Raw genomic sequence first — 14,391 nt, forward strand, 5'->3', positions numbered from 1 at the left:
AAATTACCAGTAATGGTGTTTTTTGTTACACCCATGTAAGACTATATAGTAAAACGGAGATGTTTTTTTACCCTACGGATTTCGTGATGCAGATAAGCACAAGCAAGTGCCCCCACGCTGCAGCTTGAAAGCGTTCAGTTATATTGATGCGACACAGTGTGATCGCCCCTACATATCACACTGTTATCTGGATGGTACTATGCAGGTAAGGCGAAGCGCCAAGATGAAACATCTGAATGCCTGCAACCCCTTTAACCGGCATTATATGGAAGGAGTATTCTCATGGCTTACAAACACATTCTGATTGCGGTTGACCTCTCACCGGAAAGCAAGATACTGGTTGAAAAAGCAGTATCAATGGCACGGCCCTACAATGCCAAGGTTTCCCTGATCCACGTTGATGTGAATTATTCCGACCTGTATACCGGCTTGATTGATGTCAATCTTGGCGATATGCAAAAACGTATCTCTGAAGAAACCCATCACGCCTTAACCGAGCTGTCGCAAAATGCTGGCTATCCAATTTCCGAAACCCTGAGCGGTAGTGGTGACTTGGCGCAAGTGCTGGTTGATGCCATCAATAAATATGAGGTTGATCTGGTCTTGTGTGGGCATCACCAGGATTTCTGGAGCAAATTGATGTCCTCTGCCCGCCAGTTGATTAATACTGTCCACATTGACATGCTAATAGTGCCGCTGCGCGACGAAGAAAAGTAAGCGCTTGCAAACATGTTTTACCCACGCCTGCGCGATGCAGGCGTTTTTCATGCTATTCCCCTTATTTATTTCTTGTTAAACAACTGCCCCCCAATGATATAGTCGATAAAGACACAACATCCTCCCCAACTGTGATCCACATCTATAAAAATAGGGGAAATAAAATGCTAAACAGGAGCTATCTCAATGGAACAGGCAGCGTCATTAGAATCCTTTCTAAAGTCATTACAGCGCCATAACTCTCACCAACCAGAATATTTGCAGGCAGTACGGGAGGTTTTCACCTCTCTGTGGCCATTTATCGAGCGCAATCCTCATTATCGTGACTACGCATTACTCGAGCGTCTGGTAGAACCTGAACGTATCATTCAGTTTCGCGTCAGTTGGGTAGACGACCAGGGTAAGGTTAGGGTTAACCGCGCTTACCGTATCCAGTTCAACTCAGCTATTGGGCCGTACAAAGGGGGAATGCGTTTCCACCCTTCGGTTAACACATCTATTCTTAAGTTCCTCGGCTTTGAACAGACCTTCAAGAATGCTCTGACTACACTGCCAATGGGCGGCGGCAAGGGCGGTTCAGACTTTGATCCTAAAGGTAAAAGCCAAGGCGAAGTCATGCGCTTCTGCCAGGCACTGATGACCGAGCTTTACCGTCATCTGGGCCCGGATACTGATGTTCCTGCAGGGGATATTGGCGTAGGCGGTCGTGAAGTTGGCTTCATGGCAGGTATGATGAAGAAGTTGTCGAACAACACCGGCTGCGTATTTACCGGTAAAGGTCTGTCATTCGGTGGAAGCCTGATTCGCCCAGAAGCTACTGGTTACGGGCTGGTCTACTTCACCGATTCCATGCTGCAACGTCATGGCCTGGGCTTTGAAGGTATGCGTGTCGCGGTATCCGGTTCTGGCAACGTGGCGCAATACACCATTGAGAAAGCGCTGGAATTGGATGCTCGGGTGATCACCGTTTCCGACTCCGGTGGTACTGTGGTCGATGAGGCTGGCTTCACTACCGAAAAACTGGCACATCTGTCCGATATTAAAAACCAGCGTTATGGCCGGGTGGCTGACTACGCCCGCGAACGTGGCTTGACCTATCTGCCAGGCGAGCAACCGTGGAATGTACCGGTAGATATCGCCCTGCCTTGTGCTACGCAAAACGAACTGGATCTTGAAGCGGCACAGGTACTTATTCGCAACGGGGTAAAAGCCGTGGCAGAAGGTGCCAACATGCCAACGACAATTCAAGCCACCGATGCCTTCCTCGAAGCTGGTGTATTGTTTGCTCCAGGTAAGGCAGCCAACGCTGGTGGTGTTGCTACCTCAGGTCTGGAAATGGCGCAAAACGCCGCTCGCCTCAACTGGAAAGCCGAGAAAGTGGACTACCGTTTACGCCACATCATGGCTGATATCCATCAGGCCTGTGTCGAATACGGTGGCGAGAGCAAGCAAACACATTATGTGCACGGTGCCAACATTGCCGGATTCGTCAAAATTGCTGACGCGATGCTGGCTCAGGGTGTCCTCTGATCCTTCCTCCGTAGTGATCGTTATCACAAATATTTCAAATGATTCAATGCCGGCAGTTTTGCCGGCAGTTTTTGACCTATCTGCTTCCCTTCCACACTTAAAATTGTGCCATTTTTGTTAAAAAATATATAATTTAAAGTTAATACTCGGTAATTTATTCGTAGTAAAATTACCACCATAAATTTAATTAACCTTTAATTAACGTAAATAAGCCTTTATTTTTACATAAATGGGCTTATGTCACATTAGTTCAACTTCAGTTACGTTCCCCCTTCCTTTTCTTTGTAATCTGCAAACGTGGAAAAACACCACACCCTACAGATCAAAAGGTACAACTATGAAATTTAACCTCGCATTATTGAATGCATGTGTGATTTCTGCGTGCATGTTTGCAACAACACCTTCTTTTTCAGCGGAAAAGTATGAGATCGCCGTCGTTGCCAAAGTGACCGGTATTCCCTGGTTCAACCGTATGGAAGTGGGCGTGAACGAAGCGGCCAAGAAGCTGGACGTAAATGCTTACCAAACGGGCCCTTCAACTCCTGATCCAGCAGCTCAGGTCAAGGTTATCGAAGATTTGATCGCCAAAAACGTTAACGCCATCATCGTAGTGCCTAACGATGCCAAAGTGCTGGAGCCAGTGCTGAAAAAGGCACGCGACAAAGGCATCGTCGTGTTGACTCATGAATCCCCAGACCAGCAAATTGGCCAGTGGGATATCGAAACCATCGACAGCGAAAAATATGCTCAGGCCAATATTGATGAGTTGGCGAAGAACATGGATGGAAAAGGTGGATATGCGATTTACGTCGGTTCTTTAACTGTACCTTTGCATAACGCCTGGGCGGATTCCGCCATCAAATATCAGAAAGAAAAGTATCCGGAGATGTTTGAAGTGACGTCTCGCCTGCCGGTAGCGGAAAGCATAGACAAGTCCTTCGCTACTACCTTGGATCTGATGAAAACCTATCCGCAAATGAAAGGCATCATCGGCTTTGGTTCACTCGGCCCAATTGGTGCAGGTCAGGCAGTTGCTCAGAAGAGAGCCAAAGATAAGGTTGCAGTCGTGGGTATCGCGATGCCTGCCCAGGCTGCACCTTACCTGATGCGTGGTGATATCAAGAAAGCACTGCTGTGGGATCCAAAAGACGCTGGGTATGCGCTGGTCACCGTTGCCGACCAGTTATTGCAAGGCAAAGAAGTGACCAAAGACTTGTCGATTGATGGCTTGGGCAAAGCAGATGTCGACATGGACAAGAAAGTGATTCGGTTTAACAAGATCCTTGAGGTAACCAAAGACAACGCCAAATCACTTGGTTTTTAATTTTTATCTTTTTAGCCACACCGGGAAATTAACTGTTAACCCTCTCCCTCCGAGGAGGGGGAACAGGTTGGCTTTACCACAATTAAACCGAAATATACCCGGCTTGAAAAATCACCGGTATAAACCTGCATAGGTTAATAGCTATGACTTCATCCACCGCATTTATCACGCTGGAAAACATCAGTAAACGCTTTCCAGGCGTGCTGGCACTGGACCAGATAAACCTGGCGCTGAATAAAGGCGAAGTGCATTGCCTGGCCGGACAAAATGGCTGTGGTAAAAGCACAATAATTAAGATCATCTCTGGCGTATATCAGCCAGAGAAAGGCGCCAATATCTCGCTGGAGGGAAAACTGTTCCATTCGCTGACGCCACAGCTTTCAGGTTATTACGGCATCCAGGTTATTTACCAGGATCTATCGTTATTCCCGAATCTAACGGTAGCCGAGAATATCGCTATTCATCGCTACCTGCCCGGCGGGCATTTCTGGGTGCACCAAAAAGCGATGCGAGAAATGGCCTTGGCTGCCATGGATCGCGTGGGTGTCAGTATCGATCCAGACAAGAAAGTAGAGAAACTCTCTATTGCCGATCGTCAACTGGTCGCCATTTGCCGCGCTATCGCGGCTGAAGCTCGGCTAGTAATTATGGATGAACCAACCGCCTCTCTGACACGCCAGGAAGTGGATGGGCTGCTACGGGTGGTCAATGAGCTAAAAGCCGCTGGCATTTGTGTGGTTTTTGTCAGCCACCGCCTGGATGAAGTGATGGAAGTGGCGGATCGTATCAGTGTGATGCGCGACGGCAAGCTGGTTGGCACTTATCCAGCAAGTGAACTGGACAGCCACGAACTGGCTTTCCTGATGACCGGCCAACGTTTCCATTACAGCCAATTACCCGCGCGCCCGGCTCAGGAAAGTACGCCACGGCTTGAAGTCTGCAACCTTAGCCGACGCGGCAAATTCCATAATGTCAATCTGGCGCTGCACGGTGGCGAAATTGTCTCCATCGTCGGGCTATTGGGCGCCGGGCGCACCGAATTGTGTCTGAGCCTCTTCGGCATGACTCGGCCTGATAGCGGTGAAATCAAGATTGATGGCCTGCCAGTGCAGCTGCACAACAATCGCGCAGCCGTGAAGCACGGCATCGGCTACGTCTCTGAAGATCGTCTGACGCAAGGGTTGATCATGGAGCAATCGATCTACGACAACACCATCGTGACGGTGTTTGATCAACTGCATACGCCAATCGGCCTGCTGGATCATCAGAAAGCCAAGGATCTGGTGAATAAACTGATCCGCGATCTCAACATCAAGGTTTCCGACAGTGGTCTACCTGTCAAAACACTGTCCGGTGGTAATGCCCAACGCATCGCCATCGCCAAATGGGTGGCAAACCAACCGAAGATCCTGATCCTCGACTCTCCTACGGTGGGGGTCGATATCGCCAACAAGGAAGGTATCTACCAGATCGCCAGAGATCTGGCCGAACTGGGCATGGCAGTGTTGATGATCTGCGATGAGATCCCGGAAGCCTATTACAACAGCCATCGGGTGTTGGTGATGCGCAAAGGCGAACTGATCGCCGAATTCTCGCCGCTCCATAGTACCGAACAACAGATCGCCGAGGTGGTGAATGGATAAGTCGTTTCTTGCCCGCCTGGCCGGGCGGCATGAGTTCTATCTTGGCCTGCTGGTACTGGTATTGGCCATTGGGCTGAGTGTGAGCACCGATGGATTCCTGACGCTCGGCAACCTGACTGACATGGCTACCAGTTATGCCATTCTCGGCATTCTCGCCTGTGGGTTATTCGTGGTGTTGATTGCTGGCGGTATTGATATTTCATTCCCTGCCATTACCGCCATTGCGCAATATGTAATGGCCAGTTGGATCATCCAACACAGCGGCAGCTTCCCATTGGCATTTGCGATGGCAATCGGGTGTGGCTTGCTGCTCGGTCTGGTGAATGGTTTCCTGGTGTACTGGCTGAAAGTACCGGCCATTATTATCACCATTGCCACGCTGAATCTGTTTTACGGATTATTGGTCTACATCACCAAAGGAACCTGGTTGTACGGCTTCCCGGACTGGTTTATGGATGGCATCAACTGGTTCTCTTTCAAAGGAAGCGATGGCTATGACTATGGATTGACGCTACCGCTATTGTGTCTGGCAGCGGTGATTATCGTCACCGGTGTGCTGATGAATCTCACTCGCCTTGGCCGCCAGATCTTCGCGATGGGGGGCAACCGTGATGCCGCGTCACGTCTTGGGCTGAACCTGCTGCGCCTGCATTTTTACGTTTATGGCTACATGGGCATCCTGGCGGGTATTGCTGCCGTGGTACAAGCGCAAATAACCCAGTCGGTAGCCCCCAATTCACTGCTCGGCTTTGAATTGACGGTGCTGGCCGCAGTGGTACTAGGCGGCACCAGCATGACCGGTGGGCGGGGCTCATTGACCGGAACGATGTTGGGGGTGGTATTACTGGCGTTCCTGCAGAACGGCCTGACACTGCTCAGCGTTTCGTCATACTGGCACCAGGTGTTCAGCGGCGCGATCATTCTGATCAGCATCAGTTCCACCGCCTGGAATGAAAAACGCAAGCTGGCCAAGGAGATCTAACATGACGCAATTAACCCGTTTGCTCCCCAAAGATCGGATCATCCGCCTGCAAAGCGTGATCATCATTGCTGTCGCGCTGCTGTTTGCTGTTTTACTGGGCCAACGCTTCTTCAGCGCCGGTAACTTCCAGTCGATCGCCTCGCAGTTACCCATCCTCGGCATGCTGGCACTCGGTATGGGGATCACCATGCTTACCGGTGGCATCAACCTGTCAATAATCGCCGGAGCCAACGCCTGCTCACTGGTGATGGCGGCGATTATCGTCAGCCACCCGGATCAGCCTCTCTTTCTGGGATTGGCTTTGCTAGCCGGGCTGGCCGTCGCCGTTGCTATTGGTGCACTTAATGGTGTGCTGGTTGCCTTGATAGGGGTATCTCCTATTCTCGCTTCACTCGGCACCATGACGCTCATCACCGGGCTGAATATCCTGCTGTCAGACGGTGCGGTGATTTCCGGTTTCCCTGAGGTGATTCAGTACCTCGGTAACGGCAGTATTTTAGGTATTCCAGTGGCGTTATTGCTGTTCCTGCTGGTTGCCGTCGGCCTATGGGTACTACTGGAACACACCACGCTGGGCCGTAGTTTGTATCTTGTGGGTTCCAACGAACAGGCAACACGCTTCAGTGGTGTGAATACTGCCCGCGTGCAAATTGCGGTATATATCCTTTCCGCTCTGCTTGGCTGGGGAGCCGCACTGCTGATGATGGCAAAGTTCAACTCGGCCAAAGCTGGCTATGGCGAATCTTATCTGCTGGTCACCATTCTGGCCTCGGTACTCGGTGGAATTAATCCAGATGGAGGATTTGGCCGCATTATTGGATTGGTGCTAGCGCTGATCGTACTGCAAATGCTGGAAAGCGGTCTCAATCTGCTGGGCGTCAGTAGCTACCTGACTATGGCATTGTGGGGTGGCGTGCTGATCTTATTCATCGCATTACAAAATCGAAAGGCCTGATTTCGGGAGAAAAACGATGGCAAGTTATTTTATTGGCGTAGACGTAGGAACCGGCAGTGCACGCGCAGGCGTGTTTGATCTCAATGGCAGGATGGTTGGCCAGGCTAGCCGTGCCATAGAGCTGTTCCGCCCGAAAGCAGACTTTGTTGAGCAGTCCTCCGACAATATCTGGCAGGCGGTATGCAATACGGTGCGCGATGCGGTTAATCAGGCAGATATCAACCCGATCCAGGTGAAAGGATTGGGCTTCGATGCCACCTGCTCACTGGTCGTTCTGGACAAGGAAGGCAAACCGCTGACTGTCAGCCCTTCAGGCCGCACCGAGCAGAACATCATTGTGTGGATGGACCACCGCGCGATCACACAAGCGGAGCGTATTAACGCCACCAAGCATCGGGTGCTGGATTTTGTTGGCGGGATTATTTCGCCAGAAATGCAAACCCCCAAACTTCTGTGGCTAAAACAGCATATGCCAACCACTTGGGCTAACGCCGGGTATCTGTTTGATCTACCGGATTTCCTCACCTGGCGTGCCACGCAGGATGCCACCCGTTCACTGTGCTCCACCGTCTGTAAATGGACCTATCTCGGCCACGAACAGCGTTGGGATAAAAGCTATTTTAAACAGATTGGGCTGGAAGACTTACTGGAGCACGACGCGCAGAAGATCGGTAGCGATGTAAAAATGATGGGAGAACCGCTTGGCTATGGATTAACCCAACGCGCGGCCAGCGAAATGGGGCTGATTGCTGGTACTGCCGTCAGCGTCTCAATCATCGATGCCCATGCAGGAACCCTTGGTACCCTTGGCGCAACAGGCGTTTCCGGTGAGGTTGCCGACTTCAATCGTCGCATCGCCATGATTGGCGGAACGTCGACCGGTCATATGGCGATGTCACGCACGGCACGCTTCATCGGGGGCATTTGGGGGCCCTATTACTCAGCCGTTTTGCCAGAGTATTGGTTAAATGAGGGTGGGCAATCAGCCACCGGTGCGTTGATTGACCATATGATCCAATCTCACCCTTGCTATGCGGAATTATTGGTACAGGCCAAAGCCAACGGCCAGACCATTTACGAAGCGCTGAATGCCATCCTACGCCGTATGGCCGGGGAGCCGGAGGAGATCGCCTTCCTGACCAAAGATATCCACATGTTGCCGTACTTCCACGGCAACCGCTCGCCACGAGCCAACCCGACACTGACAGGCATACTAACCGGGCTGAAACTTTCACGCACGCCAGAAGACATGGCATTACATTATCTGGCAACCATACAGGCCATCGCCCTCGGTACCCGGCACATTATCGAGACTATGAACCTCAGTGGCTACAGCATTGATACCATCATGGCCAGCGGCGGTGGTACCAAAAACCCGCTATTCGTACAGGAGCACGCCAATGCCACCGGCTGCGCCATGTTATTGCCTGAAGAGAGTGAAGCCATGTTGTTGGGCGGCGCCATGATGGGAACCGTAGCCGCTGGTGTGTTCGAAACCCTGCCGGAAGCAATGAGTGCCATGAGCCGCATCGGTAAAACGGTGACGCCACAAACCAACAAAATCAAAGCCTATTACGACCGTAAATACCGCGTCTTCCATGAGCTGTATAACGACCACATGAAGTACCGCCAACTGATGCAGGAGGATGCCTGATGCAGCAAGATTGGCAACGCGCGAGCGCGGCCTGGCAGGTTTACAGCCGTGAACTGGCACAGTTGGAACAACGTCTTGATGCGGCAACCTGGCAACGCCTGTTGACGCTGTTGGCAGAGTGCAAAGGGAAAATTGCGGTAACCGGGGTGGGGACTTCTGGTATTGCAGCACGCAAGGTTGCCCATATGTTAGCCTGCGTAGAACAACCGGCTATCTTCCTGAATGCGACCGATGCTGCTCATGGCGATCTCGGTTTCCTGCGTGCTGACGATCTGATCATTCTGATTTCTCGTGGCGGTAACTCAGATGAACTGACGCGTTTATTGCCGACATTACAGAGTAAGGGTGTGGGCATCATCAGCGTGACGGAGAACCCCGATTCTGCTATCGCTCGCGCCGCCCACTTAGTGATCCGCACCGGCATACAAAACGAAATTGATCCGTTGAACATGCTGGCAACAACATCCATCGTGCTGGTACTGGCAATATTTGACGCTGCCTGTACCTGCCTGATGGAGCGCAGCGGATACAGTAAGGAAAGACTATTGTCGGTTCACCCTGGCGGTGACGTGGGAAAAAGTTTACGTACCGCAAACCAAGGCTGAGCCAAAGCAGTAAGTAGAGCTTGGTGCCCCTTCTACCTCCGCCTTTGAGGTCAAACAGCAGGCTGTGTTTTAAAGACACAGCCTGAGGTTGATGACAAAGTCGCCTTCTGACCCGAGATACCCGGGCCTAGCGCACCGAGGGGCGCTCCGACGGCTTACGCCGTTACGACCCCATCGGCACGCTCTCCCTAATAACGGGGTTTGTCAGCAGTCTGAGGCTGCGTTTTAAAGACACAGCCTCATCCCCAGCCAATTGGCTAATTTGCTTCCCCCACAGAGATACACTGTCGTTCAAATTACTCAGCGGCCTGCGCAATTTCGCCCTCACTCGCTGATTCTCAATCCAATAAATAAATATCAATTAACTTTAATGATAGAAATACATTCAATATATAAATGTTTGTAACGTAAGTCGAATACACATCGGTGAATTTTGCAAATAAAAATTGCGTTTCTTAAAGCCATCAATCATCTATGAACATCTCTTTTACCGTATCAATTTACGTTTACAAGTCATTAATTTACTTTAAATAACCATTTAATTCATTGAATTAAATGTAATAAACAAAAATATCAAGTAAGCCATCACAAACATTCGTACTCAGGAAAAATCTTTTTGCAATATTTTGTTACGTAATTAAATTTTACCATTTAGATCAAAATTTCTACACTGTCGCCGGTTTGTTTCATTAATATTTGTTTATATTTTCGATGAAACCAATCTCCACAGCGCTCTGCCATTATCTTGTGATGAATGTGCTGGCTTGTGACCCTATTGGTTGTCTTAAAAAGGAAGTTGTTGTCTGGCAGGGTTCGCCATTCTTATGTTCATTTCCATGGGCAGACCGTTCTTCATTTTTTCCGTTGAACAGGGTTAGCCATGTCAAACTCCTATCAAAACGAAGTCCCTAAAGCACGCGTAAATATTCGCTTAAGTCTGCACACCGGAAGCGCACAGAAGAAAGTCGAGCTGCCGCTGAAGCTGCTGGCGGTCGGCGACTACAGCAATGGCCAGGAGCAGCGCCCGCTGTCGGAGCGCGAAAAGGTCAACGTCAACAAGAATAACTTCGACAGCGTTCTGTCTGAGTTCCACCCGCAACTGGCCCTCTCGGTGCCTGACACCCTTGCCGGTGACGGCAGCGACACCGCGGTCAACCTCCATTTTACCGCCATCAAAGACTTTGAACCCGAGCAGGTGGCCCGCCAAATCCCACAACTGCGCGCCATGCTGGCGATGCGCAATCTGCTGCGCGACCTCAAATCCAACCTGCTGGACAACCGCACCTTCAAACAGGAGCTCGAAGCCATCCTGCGCGATGAGGCACTGAGCGACGAACTGCGGGCTGAACTGGCAGCACTGGCCCCGCAAGACCGTTAATGGCTCAGGAACGATAAAGGAAGATGATGATGACTGTACAAGAGAAAAACGCCGCAGGCGGCAACGCCACCACGCTGGAAAAAGAAGCCCCGCCTGCGCAGGGCATGTACGCCACCCTGTTTGAAAAAATCAATCTCAACCCGGTAGACCAACTGAGTGACCTTAACGTCTGGCAGGACAACCAGGCGATGTCCGATGCCAGCGCCGATGAGCGCATCACTGCCGCGATGCAGGTGTTTCTTGAGCGCCTGAAGCAGTCCGGCACCCCGGTCGACAAGCTGGACAAAACCCTGCTGGACCACCACATTGCCAGCCTGGATGAACAAATCAGCCGCCAGCTGGATGCGGTGATGCACCACCCCGATTTTCAGCGGGTCGAATCCCTGTGGCGTGGGCTGAAGTCCCTGGTGGACAAAACCGACTTTCGCCAGAACGTGCGGCTGGAAATCCTCGATATTGCCAAGGAAGACCTGCGGCAGGATTTTGAAGACAGCCCGGAAATCATCCAGAGCGGCCTGTACAAACAGACCTACATTGCCGAATACGACACCCCCGGCGGTGAGCCGATTGGCGCGGTGATTTCCAACTACGAGTTCGATGCCAGCGCGCAGGACGTGGCGCTGCTGCGCAATCTCTCCAAAGTGGCGGCCTCGGCCCACATGCCGTTTATCGGTGCCGTCGGCCCGGCGTTCTTCCTCAAGGAATCGATGGAAGACGTTGCCGCCATCAAGGACATCGGCAACTACTTTGACCGCGCCGAATATATCAAGTGGAAATCCTTCCGGGAAACCGACGATGCCCGCTACATCGGCCTGACCATGCCGCGCGTGCTGGGCCGCCTGCCGTATGGGCCGGACACCGTGCCTGTGCGCAGCTTCAACTACATCGAAGAGGTGAAAGGCCCGGACCACGAGAAATACCTGTGGACCAATGCGTCATTTGCCTTCGCCGCCAACATGGTGAAAAGCTTCATTCAGAACGGCTGGTGCGTACAAATTCGTGGCCCGCAGGCGGGGGGCGCGGTCACCGACCTGCCTATCCACCTGTATGACCTGGGCACCGGCAACCAGGTGAAAATTCCGTCCGAAGTGATGATCCCCGAAACCCGCGAGTTCGAGTTTGCCAATCTGGGCTTTATCCCGCTGTCGTACTACAAAAACCGCGACTACGCCTGCTTCTTCTCCGCCAACTCGGCCCAAAAACCGGCGCTGTACGACACGCCGGAGGCGACGGCCAACAGCCGCATCAACGCCCGCCTGCCTTATATCTTCCTGCTGTCGCGCATAGCCCACTACCTGAAGCTGATCCAGCGTGAAAACATCGGCACCACTAAAGATCGTCGCCTGCTGGAACTGGAGCTGAACACCTGGGTTCGTGGGTTGGTGACGGAGATGACCGATCCGGGTGATGACCTGCAAGCCTCGCACCCGCTGCGGGATGCGAAGGTGACGGTGGAAGATATCGAAGACAATCCAGGCTTCTTCCGCGTGAAGCTGTACGCGGTGCCGCACTTCCAGGTGGAAGGCATGGATGTGGATCTGTCATTGGTATCACAAATGCCGAAAGCGAAGGCGTAAACGGAGACAGAATGAAAATCTATCGTCCGTTATGGAGCGACGGGGCCTTTTTGGCCCCACAACTATTCCAGCAACAAACACGCTGGGATGCTCATGCCATGGATTGCCTGGCACATATGGCACTGGCCAATCCGTGGGGGGTATTACATGCCGCGTTTGATGAAAGCGCCCTTGCCGTTTCCCGGCTAAGTGCCCTGCAACTGGCCGTTCGTTTTCAGGATGGCACGCTGATTGATACCGTCATTGCCGACAATCTGCCGCTGGCCGGTGATTTATCCTCACTGGCCGATCGCGATATCGCCGATGTTGTGCTGGCACTGCCGTTATTACAAGCCAACGGAGGGAACGTAGACGAAACCGGTCACAGTGAACACCCACGCCGCTATCTACGTGAGTGGGTCAGGGTACAGGATTTGTCAGGGCAAGAACTGACTGAGATCCCCGTGCAACGCCATGCTGTGTCGCTGCGCTACGCCCATGAAGAGAACAAAGAGTACCTGACATTGCCGGTGGCTCGCCTTGTCCGCAACGGCCAGGGGCAGTGGTCTTTTGACCGCCAATTTATCCCCCCGATGATGGCGCTTTCTGCCAGCGCCGTGCTGCTGGAGTCTGTGCGCCAACTGACCCACCGCCTCAAAGCCAAACGGGCGCGCCTGATGGCAATGCGCCGTGAAAGCAACCAGCGTATGGCTGACTTTGCCGTGGCCGACGTGTCCCTGTTCTGGCTGCTTAATGCGTTGAATAGCCATGAGCCGGTACTGGACGACCTGCTGGCGAACCCGCGTTTACATCCTGAACTGCTGTACCGTGAACTCGCCCGGCTAGCCGGGAGCCTGCTGACCTTTTCACTGGAGCATGACACCAGCGCCATTCCTGTCTATCAACACACCACGCCCGAGAGTGTGTTTCCTCCCCTATTGTCACTGCTGAGTGAACTGTTGGAAGCCAGCCTCCCCTCACGCGTGATTGCCATTGAACTGACGCATGACGACCTGTTCTGGAAAGGGGCGTTGCACGATGCTCGTCTGCGTGAGGATGCAGACTTCTACCTGTCCGTGCGCTCAACCCTGCCTGCGTATCAGGTACAGACACAGTTCCCGCTGCTGTGCAAAGCCGGTAGCCCGGACGATGTCTACAACGTAATTAACATTGCGCTTAGTGGGATCCCGTTGAAAGCGCTCACCCGGGTGCCTGCCGCCATCCCCCTGCGCTTGGAAAATCAATACTTTGCTCTCGAGCTTAATCACCCAGCGGCTCAGGCCATGCTGGCAGCCGGTGCCTGCGTGTTCTACGTGCCTGGCACCCTGGGGGATATCCAGCTCGAACTCTTTGCGGTGCTGCGCTCATGACAAATACCCAGCAAACTTTCTCAGAGAAACCTGAGCAGCCAGTCAACATTGACCTGCTGTTTGCCGATACCTGGCTGATGGTCTGCCAGCTACGGAACGGAACGGTTGTCACGCAAGGGCGCGAACTGTACCGCAAAGCCTGTGCCCTCGTGGACCAGGCGCGTAAGCAACTACAAGAGGCAGGTGTCTCGTCTGCCTCCATTGAACACATGCTATACGCCCAGTGTGCACTGCTGGACGCCAGCGTCATGAACCGGCAGGAGCAGGACGATGCATATCGCGAGTGGTTAAAGTCCCCCTTGCAAACCCAATATTTCAATACGCTGGAAGCCGGTGAACAGCTATGGGACAAGATACGTGGCGTATTGAATGAACCTACACCCGATATCGCGGTGCTGACCTGCTTTCACCGCGTTCTTCAACTTGGCTTCAATGGCCGCTACGGCGCTCAAGATCCCGCTCGACGTGATGAGGTACGCGATAGATTGGCACAGCGGGTACCGCCGTTTAGCCTGTTGCAGGATTTACCCCTGGTTTTGCCTGCTGGCCGCTCACGGCGTGGAAGACAGCGAGTCTGGTTGTGGTGGCTGGGCGGTATTGCGCTGCTGGGTGCAATGTGGTGGGGGCTGGATGCGTCGTTGCAGCAGTATCTCCAACAGATACTGCCGAAGGGGTAA

The 14,391-nt window shown here is 52.5% G+C and carries 12 protein-coding genes; all 12 read left to right on the plus strand.

Annotated elements, in window-relative coordinates:
- The first annotated feature begins 282 nt into the window (after positions 1-282).
- The 12 genes from uspA to tssL all read left to right on the plus strand — a co-directional run bounded on the left by uspA (position 283) and on the right by tssL (position 14,391).
- On the plus strand, positions 283-717 hold the full coding sequence (uspA, locus tag SAQUA_RS23255; RefSeq protein WP_380676159.1) for a universal stress protein UspA: 435 nt from the start codon (positions 283-285) through the stop codon (positions 715-717).
- A 186-nt stretch (positions 718-903) separates the two neighbouring features.
- Entirely contained in the window at positions 904-2,247 is a 1,344-nt protein-coding gene (gene gdhA / locus SAQUA_RS23260) for an NADP-specific glutamate dehydrogenase (protein ID WP_380676157.1), read from the plus strand.
- A 337-nt stretch (positions 2,248-2,584) separates the two neighbouring features.
- The gene (locus SAQUA_RS23265; protein ID WP_380676155.1) at positions 2,585-3,571 is read left to right on the plus strand and encodes an autoinducer 2 ABC transporter substrate-binding protein; all 987 of its coding nucleotides are present in this window, start codon (positions 2,585-2,587) and stop codon (positions 3,569-3,571) included.
- A gap of 143 nt (positions 3,572-3,714) precedes the next feature.
- Complete coding sequence (locus tag SAQUA_RS23270; protein ID WP_380676153.1) at positions 3,715-5,214, plus strand: sugar ABC transporter ATP-binding protein; 1,500 nt, start codon at positions 3,715-3,717, stop codon at positions 5,212-5,214.
- Entirely contained in the window at positions 5,207-6,196 is a 990-nt protein-coding gene (locus tag SAQUA_RS23275) for an ABC transporter permease (RefSeq protein WP_380676151.1), read from the plus strand. The genes SAQUA_RS23270 and SAQUA_RS23275 overlap by 8 nt, the downstream gene beginning before the upstream one ends.
- 1 nt (position 6,197) lies before the next feature.
- The gene (locus SAQUA_RS23280; protein WP_380676149.1) at positions 6,198-7,151 is read left to right on the plus strand and encodes an ABC transporter permease; all 954 of its coding nucleotides are present in this window, start codon (positions 6,198-6,200) and stop codon (positions 7,149-7,151) included.
- A 16-nt stretch (positions 7,152-7,167) separates the two neighbouring features.
- Complete coding sequence (locus SAQUA_RS23285) at positions 7,168-8,805, plus strand: FGGY-family carbohydrate kinase (protein ID WP_380676147.1); 1,638 nt, start codon at positions 7,168-7,170, stop codon at positions 8,803-8,805.
- On the plus strand, positions 8,805-9,410 hold the full coding sequence (locus tag SAQUA_RS23290; RefSeq protein ID WP_380676145.1) for an SIS domain-containing protein: 606 nt from the start codon (positions 8,805-8,807) through the stop codon (positions 9,408-9,410). Before SAQUA_RS23285 ends, SAQUA_RS23290 begins: the two co-directional genes overlap by 1 nt.
- Positions 9,411-10,290: 880 nt before the next feature.
- Positions 10,291-10,788, plus strand: a complete 498-nt coding sequence (gene tssB, locus SAQUA_RS23295; protein WP_380676143.1) for a type VI secretion system contractile sheath small subunit — start codon at positions 10,291-10,293, stop codon at positions 10,786-10,788.
- A gap of 23 nt (positions 10,789-10,811) precedes the next feature.
- Positions 10,812-12,365, plus strand: coding sequence for a type VI secretion system contractile sheath large subunit (gene tssC, locus SAQUA_RS23300; RefSeq protein ID WP_404413108.1), 1,554 nt, complete (start codon positions 10,812-10,814; stop codon positions 12,363-12,365).
- A gap of 11 nt (positions 12,366-12,376) precedes the next feature.
- A complete protein-coding gene (gene tssK / locus SAQUA_RS23305; RefSeq protein ID WP_380679817.1) occupies positions 12,377-13,714 on the plus strand; it encodes a type VI secretion system baseplate subunit TssK in 1,338 nt (445 codons plus the stop codon).
- The gene (gene tssL / locus SAQUA_RS23310; RefSeq protein WP_380679820.1) at positions 13,711-14,391 is read left to right on the plus strand and encodes a type VI secretion system protein TssL, short form; all 681 of its coding nucleotides are present in this window, start codon (positions 13,711-13,713) and stop codon (positions 14,389-14,391) included. Before tssK ends, tssL begins: the two co-directional genes overlap by 4 nt.

The organism is Serratia aquatilis (assembly GCF_044865145.1).
Taxonomy (GTDB): domain Bacteria; phylum Pseudomonadota; class Gammaproteobacteria; order Enterobacterales; family Enterobacteriaceae; genus Chania; species Chania aquatilis.